Genomic DNA, 18,567 nt, shown 5'->3' on the forward strand with positions numbered 1-18,567 from the left:
GCCGGCCCGGGCACCCGTCACCGGTCCGCCTCCAGGACCGCCATCGCCGCGTTGTGTCCCGGCACGCCGCTCACCCCTCCCCCGCGCACCGCGCCCGCCCCGCACAGCAGGACGTTGGCCTGAGCGGTCTCCACGCCCCAGCGGCCGGTGCCGTCCTGGGTGTGCGGCCAGGACAGCTCGCGGTGGAAGATGTTGCCGCCGGGCAGGCGCAGGTCGCGCTCCAGGTCGAGCGGCGTCCTGGCCTCGATGCAGGGCCTCCCGTCGGCGTCCGTCGCCAGACAGTCGGCGATCGGCTCGGCGAGGTGGGCGTCGAGCTGGGCGAGGGTCGACTTCAGCAGGTCCTCGCGTACGGCGTCGTTGTCCCCGGCGAAGAGCCGGGCGGGGGTGTGCAGGCCGAAGAGCGTCAGGGTGTGCAGGCCCCGGCCCGCCGGATCCGGGCCGAGGATGCTGGGGTCGGTCAGGGAGTGGCAGTAGATCTCGGAGGGCGGGGCGGCGGGGAGTGAGCCCGCGGACGCCTGGGCGTGGGCGGCGGCCAACTGCTCGTACCCCTCGGCGATGTGGAAGGTCCCGGCGAACGCCTCGCGCGGGTCGGCGTCGGGGTCGCGCAGTGCCGGGAGCCGGTCGAGCAGCATGTTGACCTTGAGCTGGGCGCCCTCGGCGGGCGGCGGCGCGGGGGTGCCGGTCAGGGCGGCCATCTCTCGCGGGGAGGCGTTCACCAGGACGTGCCGTGCGGCGGTGACGTGCTCGCCGGCGGCGGAGCGGTGGGTGACCTCGGCCGAGCGTCCGTCGGTGTCGATCCGCACCGCCTCGTGGCCGGTGGCGAGCTCGGCGCCGGCGGCGCGCGCCGCGCCGGCCAGGGCGTCGGTGAGGGCGCCCATGCCGCCGACCGGCACGTCCCAGGCGCCGGTGCCGCCGCCGATCACGTGGTAGAGGAAGCACCGGTTCTGGCTCAGCGAGGGGTCGTGGGCGTCGGCGAAGGTGCCGATCAGGGCGTCGGTGAGGGCGACGCCCCGGACGGTGTCGTCGGCGAAGTGCTCCTCGATCGCGACGCCGACCGGTTCCTCGAACAGGGCCCGCCAGGCCGCCTCGTCGTCGATCCGGCGGCGCAGCTCGTCGCGGGTGGGCAGGGGCTCGGTGAGGGTCGGGAAGACGCGTTCGGCGACGTGGCCGGTCATGGCGTAGAACCGCTGCCAGGCCGTGTACTCCCGGTCCGACCCGGTGAGACGGGCGAAGGATTCCCGCGTCCGCCGCTCGCCGCCGCCGACGAGGAGCCCGGTGGAGCGGCCGTCGCGCTCGACGGGCGTGTACGAGGAGACCGTGCGCCCGCGGACGCGGAAGTCCAGGTCCAGGTCCCGCACGATCTTCTCGGGCAACAGGCTGACCAGGTAGGAGTACCGGGACAGCCGGGCGTCGACCCCGGCGAACGGCCGGGTGGAGACGGCCGCGCCGCCCGTGTGGTCCAGCCGTTCCAGTACCAGCACGGAACGGCCGGCGCGGGCCAGGTAGGCGGCGGCGACCAGGCCGTTGTGGCCGCCGCCGACGATCACGGCGTCGTAGATGCGGGAGGCGGTGGGTGTGCTGGTCGGGGTCATGGCTCTTGGTAACACGGGGTGGTCCGGGGCGGCCAGGGGTGGCTCACGGGCGGGCCGGTAGGAGCCCGCCGGTGACCGGGCCGCCTCGCGGTGCCCACGGGAGGTCCGGCCCGCCGGTGGGTGCGCACCAGCAGGGCGGTGCGCCCAGCCGGGCGATGCCGAAGTCGCAGATCTTCACGGTGCCGTCGGCGAGCCGGACGAGGTTCGCCGGCTTCAGGTCGCGGTGCACGATGCCCTGCTCGTGGGTGTAGGCGAGCGCCTGGGCGACCTGTTCGGCGATGTCGACGACGTCGGGGACCGGCAGCGGGCCGTGGCCGTTGTCCTTGAGGAGGGCCGGCTCAGGTCCCGGCCCTCCAGCAGCTCGTGACCAGGAAGAGCACGCCGTCCCACTCGCCGAAGTCGTGGACGACGGTGACCCCGCGGTGCTGGAGCGCGGCGGCCACCCGGGCCTCGCGCCGGAACCGCTCCCGCAGCACGCGGGTGAACTACTGGTCGTGCTGGGTGCCCAGCGGTTTGAGGCACTTGACGGCGACGCGACGGCCCAGTGACTCGTCCTTCGCCCGCCAGACCTCGCCCATGCCGCCGCGCCCGATCCGCTCCAGCAGCCGGTACCGGCCCTGGATCAGCGTGGTGTCCCCCGTCTCGCTGCCCGCCCCCGTAGCAGTCCGCGCCCTCCCCTGGCCGGTCCAGTACGGCGGCTTATCGTCCGAGTTTGTACGGTGCCGGGCGCGCGGCCGGACCGAGCCGTGCCATCGCGCTCAGGATGTGTCTGGGCGGCAGTTGCCAGCGCAGACGTGCGGGAATCGCGCGCAGCAGGGTGCCCGTGGCGCGCAGCCGCCGGGTGACGGTGGCGGGTGGGGGCGCCGGTCTGCCGTACAGCTCGTGCGCGTACGGCGGTAGGGAGTCGTACGCCAGATGCGCGACCCGCCGCCACAGCAGTGCGCGGGCCGGGACCAGCAGGGGCGGGACGGGCGGGTTGCGCAGGAAGTCGTCCACCTCGTGGGCCTCGGCGCCGGCGGCCAGCTCGGGCCGTACCCGGTCGAAGTAGGCGGCCAGCTCGGACCGGTCGGCGGGTACGGCGTCGGGGTCGAGGCCGACGAGGCGGGCGCTGTGCCGGTGCTCGGCGAGGTAGCGGTCGGCGTGGGCGTCGGTGAGGGGGTAGCCGGAGCGGCGCAGGACGTGCAGGTAGGAGCCGATCTCGGCGCAGTGCACCCACATCAGCAGCGCGGGTTCGTCCACGCCGTACCGCTCCCCCGTGCCGGGGTCGGTCGCGCCGAGCAGGGTGTGGATCTTCCGGACCCGGGCTCCCGCCCGCTCGGCAGCCTCCGTGGTGCCGTACGTCGTGGTGCCGACGAATCCGGCGGTGCGCATCAGGCGGCCCCAGGCGTCGCGCCGGAAGTCGCTGTTCTGCGTGACACCCCGTACGGCGCGGGGGTGCAGGGCCTGGAGGTAGAGGGCGCGGATGCCGGCGATCCACATCATGGGGTCGCCGTGCGCCTGCCAGGTCACCGAGTCCGGGCCGAACAGCCCCGGATCGGCGTTCGAACGCGTCGCCGCCATGCCGCGAGGCTAACGCCCCGCGCGGCCGGATCCCAGGGGCCGCCGCTCCCGGGCGTCAGTGCAGGGTGTCCAGGAACTCTCCGCAGGCCCGGGCGCAGTCGCGGCACGCCTGCGCGCTCTCCTCGGCGCCCGGGTACGCGTCGAAGACGTGGGCGCTCTCCAGGCACACCTGCCGGCACCACTCCAGCTGGACGCGGATGGCGTCCTCGTCCACCTGGTTCTGTTCGGACAGCACCCGGCAGGTCGCGTCGCAGACCTCCGCGCACATGATGCCCCGGCGCCGTACGAGTTCCTGGTTCTCGGTTCCGTCCGGGTCCACGAGGCTGGCCCGCAGCGCGCAGGCTCTGGCGCACTCGGTGCACGCCTGTGCGCACGCGAAGCGGTCCTCGAGGAAGCGGAACAGCTCCTGCTGGGAAGTCGTCGTCGATGTCACACCGGGCGGGTTGCCGCCGCGAGCGACGGCAAACCGGCGGGCCCGGGTGTTTCCAAGGGTTCTGGCGGGATTTCCGGGTACCCGACCGCCATGAACGACACAGCAATGGACCTGGCCGCGGGCGCGGGCGGGCTCGGCATCGGACTGATCGTGGCCGCCGTCGTGGTGGCGGCCCTGCTGATCGGCGCGTTCGCCTTCGGCAGCCGTCTGAAGCGCCGTGAGTCTCCGCCGCCGCTTCCGGAGGAGCAGCCCCGCCTGCCCGACGACGGGCCGGTGCGCGAGGTACGGGAGCGTCGGGAGCCCGACGAGATGCCGCAGAGCGATGAACGGACGCTGCCGCACGACCTGGGCCATCAGGGCAGCCGCACCGCCGCCGGACAGGAGCGGCCCCGCTGGGACGAGGGCGGCAGCGGTGGGTTCGGCAGCGGAGGGCCGGGCGGCCGACGCTGACGCGGGGTTCGTCAGCCGACACCGCCGGTGCCACCGGATGGGCCGGGGGCACCGGTTCCGCTTGCGCGCGGCACGGCGGTGTCGGTGCCGCCCGTCCCGGCCCGGGCCGGTTCCGCGCCCGCCGGGCAGTCGTCGCTGGAGCGGCCCGCGAGCCGGCCACCGGGCTGCTCCACGGTCACCTGCGCCCGGTACAGCGACGGGTCCTGACGCAGCCGGGCGGCGGCGACCGTGCAGGCCAGCTGGTCCACGGCCGTGTCGCTGAGGCTGGCGGTGCCGCGCGGCAGGAGCACGGTGACCGACGCCCCGTCGACGCGGACGGTGGGCGCGGCGGCGGTGAGCGGCAGTTCGGTCGTCAGCCCCCTGTTCCGCTCCTGGTCGTCCGGGCCCTTGAACAGCATGAGGACGATGGTGCCGGGATCGGTGGCGCTGGGCACCGTCCGGGTCACCGGCGCCAGGGCGCCGTCGTCGACGAAGAAGAGCGGCACGGCGGCGACGGGCACCGGGGTGGGCTGTGCCTGGGACGGGCTGGGAGCGGCGCCCGGTTCCACGACGCCGGTCGCGGGTTCACCCGCCTCGACCACACCGGTCTCGGGGATGCCGCAGCCGGCCAGCGGGAGCAGCGCCGCGAGCAGGAGCGGGAGGGCGCGTCGGGCGGGCCGTGGTGTCATCGGCGGTGTCATGTCCGGTCCTCCTTGGCCGCGTCCGTCGCCCCGTCGCGCGGCAGGGGCAGGACGACCGTGAAGACCGCGCCGCCGTCCGGGTCGTTGGCCGCCCGGACGGTGCCGCCGTGCAGGCGTACGTTCTCCGCGGTGATGGCCAGCCCGAGGCCGCTGCCCTCGCTGCGGGTGCGGGCGACGTCCGACTTGTAGAAGCGGTCGAAGACGTGCGGCAGGACGCTCTCGGGGATGCCGTCGCCCCGGTCGCGGACCGTGAGGACCGCCTGTTCCCCGGTGCGCGTTTCGTCCCCCGCGCTCAGGCCGACGTGGACCGGGGGTGCGCCGTGCCGCAGGGCGTTGCCGACGAGGTTCGCGACGACGACGTCGAGGCGGCGCGGGTCGACCCGGCCGCGCAGCTCGCCCGGTCCGGGCAGGCCGGCCGTCACCGAGTCCAGCCAGCCGCGGGAGGCGAGCGTGCGCCGCACGGACTCCGCCAGGTCGATCTCGTCCAGGTGCAGGGCGGCGGCCCCCGCGTCGAACCGGGAGATCTCCATCAGGTCGTCCACCAGGGCGGCCAGCTTGGTGGTCTCCTCGCTGATGAGGCGCACCGCCGTCGCCGTGTCCTCGTCCAGTCCGGCGGCGTCCTCGTCGAGTACGTCCGTCACCGCCGACATCGCCGCGAGCGGGGTGCGCAGTTCGTGCGAGACGTCCGCGGCGAAACGGCGTGCGCCGGCCTCCATGCGCCGCAGCTCCGCCACCGAGCCCTCCAGGGCGGCGGCGGTCTCGTTGAAGGTGTGGGACAGGTCGGCGAGTTCGTCGGAGCCCTGCACCGCGAGCCGGGTGTCCAGGCGGCCCTCGGCGATGCTGCGGGTGGCCCGGCGCAGTGCCCGCACGGGTCGCAGCACCCCGCGCGCGGCCAGCAGCGCGATCAGCACGGCCAGCGCCAGCGCCGGCACGGTGGCCCGTTCGATGGCGGTGACCAGGGCGTCGACGTAACCCTGTTCCTCCTGCTGGGGCACGGTCAGGTAGACCTCCAGGCCGGAGGCGCGCTCCGAGACGGGGTACGGGCCGGTGAAGGTGACCGGCATGCCGACGACGAGTGCGGACCGGCCGTCGTGCGACACCCGCTGGAACACGGTGGCCCGGCGGGAGCGTACGGACTCGCGCATCTCCGGGGACAGTTCGCGGAAGGCGTCCCCGGGGCGCGAGGTGGCGTCGGTGTCCCGGTAGGCGGCGAGTACCCGCCAGGTCTGGGACCGGCCGCTGCGCGCCACGTCGGCGGCGAACGCCTGGAGATCGGCCGCGTCGGGCGGAAAGCGGTAGTTGGGGACCAGGGTGTTGACCCGGTGCCGGAAGTCCTCGATCACGGTGTCCTGGCTCTGCTGGAGGACCCCGTTGCGTGCCTCGCGGAAGGTCAGCGCGCCGGTGGTCACGGTGGCCACGACGGCGACGAGGGTGAAGGCCACCACCAGCCTCACCCGCAGCCCGTTCAGCGCGCGCAGCGCCCGCGGAACCCTCACCGGGCCCCGAACCGGTAGCCGAAGCCGCGCACGGTGTGGACGTGGCGGGGGCTCCCCGCGGGCTCGCCGATCTTGGCCCGCAGGCGCTTGACGCAGGCGTCCACGAGGCGGGCGTCCCCGTGGTAGCTGTGCTCCCACACCGCTTCCAGGAGCTGCTGGCGGCTGAACACCTGGCCCGCCGACGCGGACAGCGTGAGCAGCAGCCGCAGTTCCGAGGGGCCGAGGGCGACGGGCCGCCCCTGGTGGGTGACGGTCAGTCCGGCGCGGTCGATGACCAGGTCGCCGTGGTGCTCCGTGCGCGGGGTGCCCTGGTCGTCCGCGGTGCCGCCGGCGCGGCGCAGCACCGCGCGGATGCGTGCGTCCAGGACCCGGGCGCGGACCGGCTTGACCACGTAGTCGTCGGCTCCGGCCTCCAGGCCGACGACGATGTCCGTGTCGTCGCCGCGGGCGGTGGCCATGATGATCGGCACCTGGTCGTGGGCGCGTGCGCGCCGGCACACCTCCAGGCCGGACATGCCGGGCAGCATCAGGTCGAGGACGACGGCGTCGGGCCGGAACGACCGCAGCAGCTCCAGCCCTTCCTCGCCCGTCGCGGCGGCGGCGACCTCGTGCCCCTGGCGGCGCAGCGCGAGGCGCAGGCCGTCGCGGACGGCGCGGTCGTCTTCGATGATCAGGACCCGTGGCATGGGTCTCAGTATGCGTATGAACGGGCGGGCGTCCCCGCGCGGGTGACGGCTGTTACACAGCGGTCCAACAGCGGTCCACGGGCGATCACGTCGTCGCGGCACGCTTCGTGATCATGAACGAGCGCCGATCGACTCCCTCGTCCTCCTCCGCGCCGGACCGGCGGCACCGCCGCCGGTCCGGCGGCCGCCGTGGCGGCGGTGCGCGCCGCCGCCGGGGCGTCCGGTCGCGTCTGCTGTGGGCGGTGCTCGCGGCCGGGGCGGTGCTGGTGTTCGCCGGTGGTCTGGCCCTGCGGGAGGGCGGGGAAGCCGCCACGGACCGCTCCGCCGGCCCGGCGGGCTCGCCGGGCCCCTCCGCGTCGTCCGCCGCATCCGCGCGGCCCGGGCCGCGCGGCGCCGTCGAGACACAGAAGGCCGAGACGACGGAGAAGGAGAAGGAGAGGACCGACGGGACGGAAGAGGCGGGGAAGGTCGACCCCGGTTCGATCCCGTCGTCCGGCCCGGGGACGTTCGCCACCGCGGGCGGCGGCGGGGAACGGGTCGGCGGGAGCGGGCGGACGCTGACCTACGTGGTGCAGGTCGAGGACGGCATCGGGATCCCGGCCCGGGACGTCGCGGCCGAGGTCGAACGGATCCTCGCCGACGAGCGGGGCTGGACGGCGGACGAAATCGTGGGGTTCCGGCGGGTGTCGGGCGGCGCCTCCGACTTCCGGGTACGGCTCGCCACAGCGGGGACGGTGGACACGATCTGCGGCCGTTACGGCCTGGACACCGGCGGCGAGGTCAACTGCAACGTCGGTCAGGACGTGATGGTCAACCTCAAGCGGTGGCTGCTGGCCACGCAGTACTACGCGGACGACGTGACGTCGTACCGGGCGCTGATCATCAACCACGAGGTCGGGCACTTCCTGGGCCACGGCCACGAGGGGTGCCCCGGGGCGGGGCGGCCGGCACCGGTCATGATGCAGCAGATCAAGGGCCTGCACGGCTGCCGGACCAACGTCTGGCCCTACGACGCCGAGGGCAGGCCCGTCACGGGGCCCGCCGTCGGCTGAGCCCGGGCGGGCGCCGGGCCCCTCGGCACCGCGTGCCGGTGGCGGAACGGTGTCAGTGGCGGGGGCCGTCCGCGTCGGTACCGCAGTCGGGGTTCCGGCAGGTGCCCGGCCCCCAGACCGGGACGTAGATCCCGAGGGTCTTGTGGCGGGTGATCTCCGCCGGGACGGAATGACCGCAGGTGGGGCAGATGTCATGGCGCTGCGCGTCGGCCTGCCGCGGTGCGGTGCGGGTCTGCTTCGTCTGCTGTGTGTGACTGCTCATGGTTCTCACGTCCGCACTGGGAACGGATTTGGGACCTCTTGTGAGACTTTACCCCTATTTTACGTTCCTATGTTCGGGTGAGGTCGGGACTTCCGCGTCGGGACCGCCCGTGTCCCCGTCGTCCGTGTCGGGTGGACGCCGCAGGCTCAGGAACACCGACGCCGCCAGGACCACGACGATGACCGCCAGACTCACGGGCGAGGGGATCTCCGGCACGGAGGGGCTGACTATCTTGTGGAGCGCCTGGAGGATGAGCTTGAGGCCGATGAACCCCAGGATGATCGCCAGTCCCTTGCTCAGGTAGTGGAAGCGGTCGAGCAGCCCGGAGAGCATGAAGTACAAGGCCCGCAGGCCGAGGATGGCGAAGGCGTTGCTGGTGTAGACGATGAAGGTGTCGTCACTGACCGCGAGCACGGCGGGCACGCTGTCCACGGCGAAGATCAGGTCCGCCGCCTCGATCGCGGCGACGACGGCGAGCAGCGGCGTCGCCACGTGCTTGCCGGCCTCCTTCACGAAGAACTTCGGGCCGGCGTAGGTGTCCCGCACAGGGATGATCTTGCGCAGCAGCCGGACGGCGAAGCTCTTGCCGGGGTCGAAGCTCTCCTCCTCGCCCTTGAGGATCTTGTAGACGCTCCAGAACAGGATGGCCGCGAAGGCGAACAGCACGGCGGTGAAGCGGTTGACCACGGCCACACCGGCGGCGAGGAAGATGCCGCGGAACACCAGCGCCCCGATGACGCCGAAGAAGAGGACGCGGTGCTGGTAGGCGCGTGGCACCTTGAAGTAGGCGAAGATCAGGGCGAAGACGAAGAGGTTGTCGACCGAGAGACTCTTCTCCAGCAGCCACGCGGTGGTGTACTCCGTGCCCGCGGTCGGGCCGAGGACGAGGAAGACGATCGCCCCGAAGACGAGCGCCAGGCCCACCCACAGGCCGCTCCAGGCGGCCGCCTCCTTGAATCCGATGACGTGTGCGCTGCGGTGGGCCAGGAGGTCGACGGTGAGCGACACGACGACGGTGGCGGCGAAGACTGTCCAGAGCCAGAAGGGCACATCGAACATGGGGGCCTCGCATGGACGGGCGGGGTTCTCATCGGTCGTCGGTCACGGGAGCGGCGCGCATCGCCTCGGGGGTCACCCGGTCGGCCCGGGCGGCGTCGGCGAGGGCCTCGGCGGCGGCCTCCGCGGCCTGGGCCGTGTCGTTGGCGGCCTGGGCGGCACCGTCGTCCGAACGGCTCTCGCGGGTGGCGGGTGACTGGGGCAGCGCTTCGGTGAAGGCGCGGGAGACGCCCTGGAGCGCGGAGGTGACCTCGCTGGGGATGACCCAGAACGTACTGCCCGAACCCTGGGCGAGCTGCGGCAGCACCTGGAGGTACTGGTAGGCCAGGAGCTTGGGGTCGGGGTCGTTGCGGTGCACGGCCTGGAAGACCTCGTCGATGGCCCGGGACTGCCCCTCGGCCTTGAGGATCTCGGCGGTGCGGTTGCCCTCCGCGCGCAGCACGGCGGCCTGCTTGTCGCCCTCGGCGGTGAGGATCTGCGACTGGCGCTGGCCCTCCGCGCCGAGGATCGCGGCCCGCTTGTCGCGCTCGGCCCGCATCTGCTTCTGCATCGCGTCCTTGATGGACTGCGGCGGGTCGATGGCCTTGATCTCCACCCGGTTCACGCGCAGCCCCCATTTCCCGGTGGCCTCGTCCAGTACGCCGCGGAGCTGGCTGTTGATGGTGTCGCGCGAGGTGAGGGTCTTCTCCAGGTCCATCGAACCCACGACGTTGCGCAGGGTGGTGACGGTGAGCTGCTCCACCGCCTGGAGGAAATTCGCTATCTCGTAGAAGGCCGCGCGTGGATCGGTCACCTGGAAATACAGCACGGTGTCGATCTCGACGACCAGGTTGTCCTCGGTGATGACCGGCTGCGGTTTGAAGGAGACGACCTGTTCGCGCAGGTCTATCACCGGATAGACCCGGTCGATGTAGGGGATGACGAGGTTCAGCCCCGGTTTCAGCGTGCGATGGTAGCGGCCGAGCCGTTCGACGTTGCGGGCACGGGCCTGGGGCACGATGCGAACCGCCCGCACCACGGTGAACACCGCGAGAAGCGCGACGATCACACCGGCGATCAGGAACGCCGAGAATTCCATGGTCACTCCCGGGGATAGACGAATGCGGTGGTGCCGCTGATCTCCATTACGTCGACCTTCGCCCCGCGGGGAATCACCAGCGTCTCGTCGTAGGAACGGGCGCTCCACTCCTCACCGCCGATACGGACCCTGCCGTCCATGCCCGTCACCTCGGAGACGACGTACGCGGCCTTGCCGACCAGCGCCTCCACGCCGAACCGCTCGGTCTGGGGCTGCAGGAGATGGCGTACGGCGACGGGGCGCACGAACAGCAGGGTGACCGTGGCGACGACGGTGAAGAGCAGGAACTGGAAAGGCGGCGAAAGGCCGGCCGCGGCGGATCCCGCCGTGATCAGCGCGGCCGCACCCAGCATTCCGAGCGCGGCGGTCAGAGTGAATATCTCCGCCACGATCAGGACCGCCGAAACGATCAACCAGATCAGCCACGGATCCATGGCGACCCCTCCCGGACGACGCGAAAAGAGCGGTCTGTTGATCAAGTAGTGATCAAGGCACCACAATGGCGCCTTTGGCGTAATTTTACCTGGTTCTCGGAAAATCCGACCCCGACCGGGATCAGCCCTTCACGGTCACGTGTTCGGCACCCGGGAGCCCTTTTTCCCACCAGTGTCCGTAGCGCCGGTACACGGCCGGATCGCGGTCGGCGAGCAGCGCCGAGAGTTTCTCCGCCTCCTCGGTCACGCCGCGCCACGCGGCCTTGCCGAGCTTGTGGAAGGCGGTCAGTTCCAATCCGCCGTCGACCGTGCGCCACACCCCGGCGACGCGGCCGTCGACCAGCAGGCAGGGCAGCACGTCACCGTTGCGGCGGACGACCGCCGGGCGGTACTCGGGAGGCAGGAACCGTCCCGGTACGACGTGCGCGAGCAGGGTGCTGTCCCACATCGGCAGCAGCCGGGGCGGGGCCTCGGTGTCCTCGGCCGGCACGGTGGCGTCCGCCAGGTCGTACAGGGCGGCGCGGCCCCGGCCCGCCACCGGCACCACCCGGTCGCCGAGTTCGTGCAGCGCCCCGTCGACGGCGCCGCGCGTCAGCAGGGTGAAGCGGGCGAAGTCCTGGGCCGTGGCGGGCCCGAACGCCCGCAGGTAGGAGAGCAGCAGCCGCCGCACCCCCGCGGCCGCCTCCCCCGGACCGTTCTCGGCGTCCGCCGGGGCGGCCAGGTAGGCGTTGCGCGCGGTGAACGACCAGGGTCCGCCGGTCGGCCCGTGATGTATCGGCGCGTAGGTGCGCAGCGCCCACCACACGCGGTGCGCGTCCTCGCCGAACCGCGCGGTGACCTCCTGCTCCACCTCGGCGCCGGTGCGGGGCCGGCCGAGGAACCCGGCCAGCTCCGGAAGGACCGAGTCGGCGTCGGCGGGGGTCAGCGCCGTCGAGGTGAAGCGGCGGTCGTACAGCCGGGAGGCGCGCAGGGTGCTCAGCATCGCCGCGCGGTAGGGCGCGTAGTCCTCGGCGTGCACGGCGTGCAGGGTGATCCGCATCAGGCTCGCCTTGACGATCCGGCGCTCCGCGAACGCCGCGTCGAGGTCCTCCGGCGCGAAGTCCCGCACCCTGTTCCACAGCGCCAGGTAAGGCGACGCCGGTGACTGCGCCTGCAGCGCGCAGACCCGGCGCACCGCCTCCGCCACGTCCAGGCGCTCGCGTTCGAGCAGGAGTTGCCGGTCCAGGGTGGCCAGGGCGAGGCGTCGCGGGGTGAGAGTCACGCACGGATTATTGCCTCCCTCGGCCGGCGCGGGGCGACGTGGGCGTGGAGGCCCCTCCCCCGCCCTCGCCCGTCGGACCGGCCGGGCCGCTCAACGCCGGATACGGTGGTCCGATGAGTACCGTCAACGCCAACGGAGTGACCCTGGGCGTCGAGTCGTTCGGTGACGACGACGCGCCCCTCGTGCTGCTCGCGGGCGGGACGACGATGCTGTCCTGGCCCGACGCGCTCTGCGAGCGACTGGCCGCCGGCGGTCGGCGCGTGGTGCGCTACGACCTGCGCGACAGCGGCGAGTCGACGACGGCGGATCCGGAGGCGCCCGCCTACACCCTGCGGGACCTCGCCTCCGACGCGGCGGCGCTCGCGCAGGCCCTGGGCGGCGGGCCCGCGCATCTCGCGGGGATCGGCGTCGGCGGGATGGTCGCCCAGGTGGCCGCCCTCGACCATCCGGAGGCGTTCTCCGCACTCACCCTGGCCGGCACCCGCGCGGTCGCTCCCGGCCCGCCCGACGACGACCTCCCCGACCACGACGCCGCGACGATGGGCCGCCTGTTCGCGCATCCCATGCCGGACTGGACCGACCGGGAGGCGGTGGCGGAGTTCGCCGCCGCCGGTGCGGCGATCCTCGGCGACGACCCCGACGCCGCGGGCACGACGGCCGCGCGCGTCTGGGACCGCACGCCCGGAACCGAACCCCCCGTGCAGCTGGCCAACCAGCTCGGCATGGTCTTCTCCGCGCTCGACTGCGCGCCCCGCTGGCGGGAGCGGCTGCCCGGGATCGCGATCCCCGCACTCGTCGTCCACGGCCGCCGCGACCCGTTCTTCCCCGTCGGCAACGCCGAGGCGATCGCCCGCGAGATCCCGGGCGCCCGGCTGCTCGTGCTGGAGGACGCGGCGACCGCGATCCCCGACGCGTCGGCCGACGAGGTCGCCGAGGCGATGCTCGCGCTCGGCACGGGCCGGCCCTAGTCGCCGGCGCCGGGCGGCCCGTCCAGGACCCTGGGGACGTACTCCAGCAACTGGAGCCCGCCGTCGAACGTGCGGTGTTCGACCATGTCGAGGGCGAGGTCGGGATAGCCGTCGAAGATGCGGTCCTTCCCGGTGGCGCCGGTGATGACCGGGAAGACGACCACGCGGAAGCGGTCGACCACGCCCGCCGCGATGAGCGACCGGCACAGGGTGAGGCTGCCGAGGGTGCGCAGCGGGCGCCCGTCACGCTTCATCTCCCGTACGGCCGCCACGGGCTCCTCGCGGTTCAGCTCCGTACTGGACCACGACAGCGGCGCCTCCAGGGTCGAGGAGAACACCACCTTGGGCGTCGCGGCCAGGAGGGCCATCCCCGGGTCGTCGGGCATCTGGGCGGCGAACCCCGACATGAGCCGGTACGTCGTGGCGCCCATGAGGGTCGTGTACTCCTTGTGCGAATCCTCCTCCAGCCAGGCGAGGTACTCGGGCCCCTCCATGCCCCAGAAGCCCGGCCATCCGTCCGCGGCCCCGTAGCCGTCGAGCGAGATGATGAAGTCCACCATGAGACTTGACATCGGTCTCTCCTCCTTGCCGCACGTGTACGTAGGAGTGCTGACCGGCGGCGGGACGGAAAGTCATCGGCGCGGGCGAAGCGACGCGTGGCACGGAGTCAGTGGGCCGGCGGGTCCCCGGCGGGGCCGGTGCGCTTCTCCAGGCGGGTGCCGGCGCGCAGCGTGATGGACATCACACCGCCTCGTCGGCCTCCGGATGCATCTCCCAGTGGTCGGCGTGGACGTCGGCATCGCTCTCCACGTGGAACGTGGCGACCTGCCAGGCGCCGGCCCCGCCGCTCACCGGCTCGGACGTCGCCTCGACGCGGACGGACTGCCCCGCTTGGCCGAGGTCGCCGGCCGCTGGGCGTCACTGACCGCCGGGGGCACCTACCTGGACGGCCTCCGGGCCCTGGTCCACGGCTTGCTGGCCCAGCGCTGAACCGGCCCCTGGGTCAGCGTGCCGTCAGGCGGGCGATCGTCCCGTTCTCCAGGGCGGTCCAGATCGCACCGTCCGGTCCCTGGACGATGCCGTGGGGTTCCGAGGCCGGGGTGGGGAGGTCGTACTCGTCGATCTGCCCGTCGGGGGTGATCCGCCCGACCCGGTTGGCTCCCCACTCGGTGAACCAGCAGCTGCCGTCGGTGCCGGCGGCGATGGCGTGCGGGCGGGACCCGAGGTCGGGCAGGGCGAACTCGTCGATCGTGCCGTCCGGGGTGATCCGGCCGATCCGCCCGGCGCCGATCTCGACGAACCACATGGCGCCGTCGGCCCCGGCCGCGATGCCCACGGGGGCGGCGTCCGGTGTCGGCAGCGGATGGACGTCGACGGCGCCGTCGAGAGCGATGGCGCCGATCGCGTTCGCCTGGTTCATCGTGAACCACAGCCGGTCGTCCCGGCCGGCGGCGATGCCCGAGGGGAAGGCACCCGAGACGGGGAGGGGGAAATCGGTGACCCGACCGTGGGTCGTGATCCGGCCGATGCGGTCGGCGCTCGCCTCCGTGAACCACAGCGCGTCGTCCGGGCCCGCCACGATCCCGAACGGCCCGGCGTCCGGCGTGGGCAGCGGGAACGAGACGACCTCCCCGGCCGTGGTGATCCGGCCGATCCGGTGGCCGCGGAACTCGGTGAACCACAGTGCGCCGTCGGGCCCCGCCGTGATGGTCGACGGTCCGCCGGAGGCCGGTTCCAGGGCGTGGGAGTCGGTGGCACCGTCGGGGGCGACGCGCCCGATCCGCCCGTGGTGGACCATGGTGAACCACACCGCGCCGTCGGGTCCGGCGGTGATCCCGTAGGGGCCTGCCCCGGGGTCGGAGACGGAGAACTCCTCGATCGAAACGGTCGGGCGGCGCGACATGGGCGGTTTCCTCGATCGGTCGGCGGCGGGAGTCCGACAGCGGATGCTAGCCGTGCCGCGGCCACCACGCCTCCGGTTATTCCGGCGGCCCGGCCCACGCCTCACGGGACGACGCGCATGCACGGCGGCGGACAGGGCAGACGCAGCGTCGTCGGCATCGGCCGACGGCTCAGGGGCGGGTTCACCGGGAACTGTCGCTTCCCCTTGCGCGCTTCGAAAGGAAACAGGGATGACCAGTGTCCAGGAGGTCCCGTCGGCCTCCGTCCGTGCGGCGGACGACGGTGCGGTGACGGAACGAGCCGTGCGGATACGGCGCCGCCTGGAGCGTCTGATCGGCATCGCGGCGACCGAGGGCAACGCGCTGCTTCCGCTGCGCAACGGGGACGAGATCTTCCCGGCCATGCTCGACGCCATCCGCTCCGCCGAGCACACCGTGGACATGATGACGTTCGTGTACTGGAAGGGCGAGATCGCGCGCGAATTCGCGCACGCCCTCGCGGAGCGGGCCCGGGCCGGCGTGCGCGTGCGGCTGCTCCTCGACGGCTTCGGCAGCCGGCTCATCGACAGCGACCTGCTCGCCGAGATGGACCGGGTCGGCGTCCAGGTGGCCTGGTTCCGCAAGCCCGCGCACCTGTCGCCGCTCAAGCAGAACCACCGCTGCCACCGCAAGGTCCTGGTCGTGGACGAGCAGGTGGCCTTCACCGGCGGCGTGGGCATCGCCGAGGAGTGGTGCGGCGACGCCCGCAACCCCGGCGAGTGGCGGGACACCCACGTCCAGGTGCGGGGACCGGCCGTGGACGGCATCGCGGCCGCGTTCGCGCAGAACTGGGCCGAGTGCCACGACGAACTCTTCGACGACCGCGACCGCTTCACCCCCCACCAGCCCCACGGCGACGCGGTGGTGCAGGTGGTGCGCGGCTCGGCCAGCTTCGGCTGGCAGGACATGCAGACCCTGATCCGGGTCATGATCGAGTCCGCCGAGGAGCGTTTCCGGCTGACCACCGCCTACTTCTCGCCGGACAGCTACTTCATCGAACTCCTGTGCGCCGCCGCACGACGCGGCGTGGAGGTGGAGATCCTGCTGCCCGGCCCGCACACCGACAAGCGCGTCTGCCGGCTGGCCGGACAGCACTACTACGACGATCTCCTCGCCTGCGGGGTGAAGGTCTACGAGTACCAGCCGACCATGATGCACGCCAAGGTCATCACCGTGGACCGTACGGCCGCCCTCGTCGGGTCGACCAACTTCAACCGGCGCTCCCTCGACCACGACGAGGAAGTCATGCTGGCCGTCCTGGACGCGGAGTTCACCGCCGGCCTGGACGCCCACTTCGACGCCGACAAGGCGGCAGCCGAACCGATCCGCAAGGGCGCCTGGAAGCGGCGTCCGTTGCTCCAGCGCGCCCGCGAGGCGGCCGTTCAGCCCATCCGCCGGTTCCTGTGACGGTGACCGTCGGCACAGCGGTCGACGGGCGCCGGGCCCTGGTCAGCGCAGTGCGCGCGCCTGCGGCCCGATGACCGCGAGGAGGCGCAGCCGGTCGTGGCTCTCGCTGCCCGGGACCGCCGTGTAGACGAGCAGTCGGTGTGACTGGTCCGGGTCGAGGAGCGTCTGGCAGTTCAGTTCGAGGGCGCCGACCTCCGGATGGCTGTAGCGCTTGACGTGGTGGGGCCGGACGCCGACCTCCTGCTTGTCCCACAGAGCGCGGAACTCGTCACTCCGGGCGAGGAGCAGCTCGGCGTAGTGGGCGGCCCGGGAGCCGGGGCCCCGCAGGGCGGTGACCTCGCGCAGCCCGGACGCGAACATCCGGGAGAGGAACGCGTGATCCTCCGGCGCGTAGAGCCGGCGGGTGACCGGGTCGGTGAACCAGCGGTAGCCGATGCTGCGCGCGGGGCCGGTGTAGCGGGTCGTGTCGCCGGTGAGGGCGATGCCGAGCGGGGTCTGGCGCAGCGTCTCCCCCAGCTCGGTGACGACCTCCGCCGGCGTGTCGTCCAGCCGGTCGAGGATGCGCAGCAGGCCGGGGCCGATGTGCTCGTCGACGGCGCCCGTGCCCCGGGCGGGCGGAGCGTGGCCACCGAGGCGGAACAGGTGGTCCCGCTCGTCGAGGGAGAGGTGCAGCCCCTGCGCGATCGAGGCGATCATCGACTCGGACGGCTGCGGGCCGCGCTCGCGCTCAAGCCGGGCGTAGTAGTCGGTCGACATGTGACACAGCTCGGCGACCTCCTCGCGGCGCAACCCGCTGGTCCTGCGCCGCGGTCCGCGCGGGAGGCCGACGTCCTCGGGTTGCAGCAGCTCCCGGCGGCGCCGCAGGAACGCCGCGAGCCCGGCCCGGTCGATCTCCATACGCTGTCTCCCTCTCGTACCGGTCCCTTTCTAGCGTGCGCGTCCGCGCTTATCCACGGTCCGCCGATCCCCCTCTCCGGCGACGCCGCGCGACCGCGCGCATCGGTGGATCGGGAGTCCCTGGATGGGTCCGGTCGCCTGGGTGACGGTGGAGGCAACGACATCGTGGGGAGCAGACATGCCACGCAAGGACATGGACATCACCGTTCCCGACCTGACCGGGAGGCGCGCCGTCGTGACCGGAGCGAGCGACGGGATCGGACTCGGCATCGCGACGCGTCTGGCCGCCGCCGGCGCGCAGGTCGTCATGCCGGTCCGCAATCCACGCAAGGGCGAACGGGCGGCCGCCGGAATCCGGGAGCGGGTCCCCGGCGCGGACGTGTCCCTGCGCGCCCTCGACCTCTCCTCGCTCGCCTCCGTCGCGGAGCTGGGCAGGACGCTGCTGGACGAGGACCGCCCCATCCACCTCCTCGTCAACAACGCCGGCGTCATGACCCCGCCCGACCGGCGGACGACGGCCGACGGCTTCGAGCTGCAGTTCGGCACCAACCACCTGGGGCACTTCGCCCTGGTCAACCATCTCCTCCCCCTGCTACGGGCCGGGCGGGCCCGCGTGACGTCCCAGATCAGCGTCGCGGCGAACCGCAACGCCATCAACTGGGACGACCTGAACTGGGAGCGTTCCTACGACGGCATGGGCGCCTACAGCCAGTCGAAGATCGCCTTCGGTCTCTTCGGCCTCGAACTCCACCGGCGCAGCGAAGCGGCGGGCTGGGGCATCACCAGCAACCTCTCCCACCCGGGAGTCGCACCGACGAGCCTGCTCGCCGCCCGTCCCGAGGTCGGCCGCGCCCAGGACACGCTGGGCGTACGCCTGATCCGGGCCCTGTCCACGCGCGGCGTCGTCGTCGGAACGGTGCACACGGCACAGTTGCCCGCCCTGCACGCCGCCACGGCCCCCGAACCCGGGGCCACGGGCGGCGGCTTCTACGGACCGAGCGGGCCCGGACACCTGGGCGGCCCGCCGGCGGAGCAGAAGCTGTACGGCCGCCTGCGCGGTACGGAGGACGCGCGGCGCGTCTGGCAGATCTCCGAGGAACTCGTGGGCGCCCACGCCTGGCGGTAGGAGGGGTTCACCTGCCGGCGCGTATGCACGGAAAAGCGAACGTAGCAGCGCAGAACGTCGAGGTCGGCGGTCTGGACGGCGGACCAGCCCGCGGTGAGCATCCAGCGGGGCCACGACCGGGGCGCTGAGGCATGTCCGGGGTGGCGTGGCCGAGTCCTCGTGGCGCCGCTCGGGGAGGCTCCGAAGTAA

At 73.0% G+C, this 18,567-nt stretch carries 19 protein-coding genes and 3 pseudogenes; 6 read left to right on the top strand and 16 right to left on the bottom strand.

Features of this window, described 5'->3' with window-relative positions; all coding sequences use genetic code 11:
- Positions 1-17 precede the first annotated feature (17 nt).
- From OIE75_RS03690 to OIE75_RS03705, 4 genes and pseudogenes are all read right to left on the bottom strand, one after another.
- Positions 18-1,592 (bottom strand): phytoene desaturase family protein, encoded by a 1,575-nt coding sequence (locus tag OIE75_RS03690; protein ID WP_329469486.1) that lies wholly within the window; start codon positions 1,590-1,592, stop codon positions 18-20.
- A gap of 142 nt (positions 1,593-1,734) precedes the next feature.
- Positions 1,735-2,218, bottom strand: a pseudogene (locus tag OIE75_RS03695) (serine/threonine-protein kinase); the annotation flags it as partial.
- A gap of 73 nt (positions 2,219-2,291) precedes the next feature.
- Complete coding sequence (locus OIE75_RS03700; RefSeq protein WP_329469487.1) at positions 2,292-3,152, bottom strand: oxygenase MpaB family protein; 861 nt, start codon at positions 3,150-3,152, stop codon at positions 2,292-2,294.
- A 55-nt stretch (positions 3,153-3,207) separates the two neighbouring features.
- Positions 3,208-3,585, bottom strand: coding sequence for a four-helix bundle copper-binding protein (locus OIE75_RS03705; protein ID WP_329469489.1), 378 nt, complete (start codon positions 3,583-3,585; stop codon positions 3,208-3,210).
- A gap of 90 nt (positions 3,586-3,675) precedes the next feature.
- On the opposite strand from OIE75_RS03705, the gene OIE75_RS03710 reads away from it, so the two are divergent.
- Positions 3,676-4,035 (top strand): DUF6479 family protein, encoded by a 360-nt coding sequence (locus OIE75_RS03710; protein ID WP_307009621.1) that lies wholly within the window; start codon positions 3,676-3,678, stop codon positions 4,033-4,035.
- Positions 4,036-4,046: 11 nt separating this feature from the next.
- On the opposite strand, the gene OIE75_RS03715 is transcribed toward OIE75_RS03710, so the two are convergent.
- The 3 genes from OIE75_RS03715 to OIE75_RS03725 are packed head-to-tail and all read right to left on the bottom strand — an operon-like array spanning position 4,047 to position 6,897.
- Positions 4,047-4,715, bottom strand: coding sequence for a hypothetical protein (locus tag OIE75_RS03715; RefSeq protein ID WP_329469491.1), 669 nt, complete (start codon positions 4,713-4,715; stop codon positions 4,047-4,049).
- Complete coding sequence (locus OIE75_RS03720) at positions 4,712-6,211, bottom strand: HAMP domain-containing sensor histidine kinase (RefSeq protein WP_329469492.1); 1,500 nt, start codon at positions 6,209-6,211, stop codon at positions 4,712-4,714. Before OIE75_RS03720 ends, OIE75_RS03715 begins: the two co-directional genes overlap by 4 nt.
- On the bottom strand, positions 6,208-6,897 hold the full coding sequence (locus OIE75_RS03725; protein WP_307009627.1) for a response regulator transcription factor: 690 nt from the start codon (positions 6,895-6,897) through the stop codon (positions 6,208-6,210). The genes OIE75_RS03720 and OIE75_RS03725 overlap by 4 nt, the downstream gene beginning before the upstream one ends.
- 113 nt (positions 6,898-7,010) lie before the next feature.
- On the opposite strand from OIE75_RS03725, the gene OIE75_RS03730 reads away from it, so the two are divergent.
- On the top strand, positions 7,011-7,949 hold the full coding sequence (locus OIE75_RS03730; RefSeq protein WP_329469493.1) for a DUF3152 domain-containing protein: 939 nt from the start codon (positions 7,011-7,013) through the stop codon (positions 7,947-7,949).
- Between the two features lie 52 nt (positions 7,950-8,001).
- On the opposite strand, the gene OIE75_RS03735 is transcribed toward OIE75_RS03730, so the two are convergent.
- From OIE75_RS03735 to OIE75_RS03755, 5 genes are all read right to left on the bottom strand, one after another.
- A complete protein-coding gene (locus tag OIE75_RS03735) occupies positions 8,002-8,211 on the bottom strand; it encodes a hypothetical protein (RefSeq protein ID WP_329469494.1) in 210 nt (69 codons plus the stop codon).
- A 54-nt stretch (positions 8,212-8,265) separates the two neighbouring features.
- A complete protein-coding gene (locus OIE75_RS03740; protein WP_329469495.1) occupies positions 8,266-9,270 on the bottom strand; it encodes a TerC family protein in 1,005 nt (334 codons plus the stop codon).
- Between the two features lie 28 nt (positions 9,271-9,298).
- Positions 9,299-10,345: an SPFH domain-containing protein gene (locus OIE75_RS03745; RefSeq protein ID WP_329469497.1), complete on the bottom strand. Its 1,047-nt coding sequence runs from the start codon at positions 10,343-10,345 to the stop codon at positions 9,299-9,301.
- Between the two features lie 2 nt (positions 10,346-10,347).
- On the bottom strand, positions 10,348-10,779 hold the full coding sequence (locus tag OIE75_RS03750) for an NfeD family protein (RefSeq protein WP_307009638.1): 432 nt from the start codon (positions 10,777-10,779) through the stop codon (positions 10,348-10,350).
- Positions 10,780-10,900: 121 nt separating this feature from the next.
- Positions 10,901-12,040, bottom strand: a complete 1,140-nt coding sequence (locus OIE75_RS03755) for a winged helix DNA-binding domain-containing protein (protein WP_329469498.1) — start codon at positions 12,038-12,040, stop codon at positions 10,901-10,903.
- A 113-nt stretch (positions 12,041-12,153) separates the two neighbouring features.
- On the opposite strand from OIE75_RS03755, the gene OIE75_RS03760 reads away from it, so the two are divergent.
- On the top strand, positions 12,154-13,008 hold the full coding sequence (locus tag OIE75_RS03760; protein ID WP_329469500.1) for an alpha/beta fold hydrolase: 855 nt from the start codon (positions 12,154-12,156) through the stop codon (positions 13,006-13,008).
- Here the strand turns inward: OIE75_RS03760 and OIE75_RS03765 are convergent.
- Positions 13,005-13,580, bottom strand: a complete 576-nt coding sequence (locus tag OIE75_RS03765; protein ID WP_307009642.1) for a dihydrofolate reductase family protein — start codon at positions 13,578-13,580, stop codon at positions 13,005-13,007. The genes OIE75_RS03760 and OIE75_RS03765 overlap by 4 nt on opposite strands.
- Positions 13,581-13,752: 172 nt before the next feature.
- Positions 13,753-13,851 (bottom strand): annotated as a pseudogene (locus OIE75_RS03770) (cupin); the annotation flags it as partial.
- A gap of 24 nt (positions 13,852-13,875) precedes the next feature.
- On the opposite strand from OIE75_RS03770, the pseudogene OIE75_RS03775 reads away from it, so the two are divergent.
- A pseudogene (locus OIE75_RS03775) lies at positions 13,876-13,998 on the top strand (TetR/AcrR family transcriptional regulator); the annotation flags it as partial.
- Between the two features lie 13 nt (positions 13,999-14,011).
- On the opposite strand, the gene OIE75_RS03780 reads toward OIE75_RS03775, so the two are convergent.
- Positions 14,012-14,911: a Vgb family protein gene (locus tag OIE75_RS03780; RefSeq protein WP_307009644.1), complete on the bottom strand. Its 900-nt coding sequence runs from the start codon at positions 14,909-14,911 to the stop codon at positions 14,012-14,014.
- Between the two features lie 229 nt (positions 14,912-15,140).
- Between OIE75_RS03780 and OIE75_RS03785 the strand changes: the two genes are divergently transcribed.
- Positions 15,141-16,355, top strand: a complete 1,215-nt coding sequence (locus OIE75_RS03785; RefSeq protein ID WP_307009646.1) for a phospholipase D-like domain-containing protein — start codon at positions 15,141-15,143, stop codon at positions 16,353-16,355.
- A 42-nt stretch (positions 16,356-16,397) separates the two neighbouring features.
- Here the strand turns inward: OIE75_RS03785 and OIE75_RS03790 are convergent, their stop codons facing one another.
- Positions 16,398-17,252, bottom strand: coding sequence for a helix-turn-helix transcriptional regulator (locus OIE75_RS03790; protein ID WP_329469501.1), 855 nt, complete (start codon positions 17,250-17,252; stop codon positions 16,398-16,400).
- A 178-nt stretch (positions 17,253-17,430) separates the two neighbouring features.
- On the opposite strand from OIE75_RS03790, the gene OIE75_RS03795 reads away from it, so the two are divergent.
- Positions 17,431-18,378 (top strand): SDR family oxidoreductase, encoded by a 948-nt coding sequence (locus OIE75_RS03795; protein ID WP_329469502.1) that lies wholly within the window; start codon positions 17,431-17,433, stop codon positions 18,376-18,378.
- The last annotated feature ends 189 nt before the right edge of the window (positions 18,379-18,567 follow it).

The sequence above is a fragment of the Streptomyces sp. NBC_01723 genome, assembly GCF_036246005.1.
In the GTDB taxonomy this organism is placed as follows: domain Bacteria; phylum Actinomycetota; class Actinomycetes; order Streptomycetales; family Streptomycetaceae; genus Streptomyces.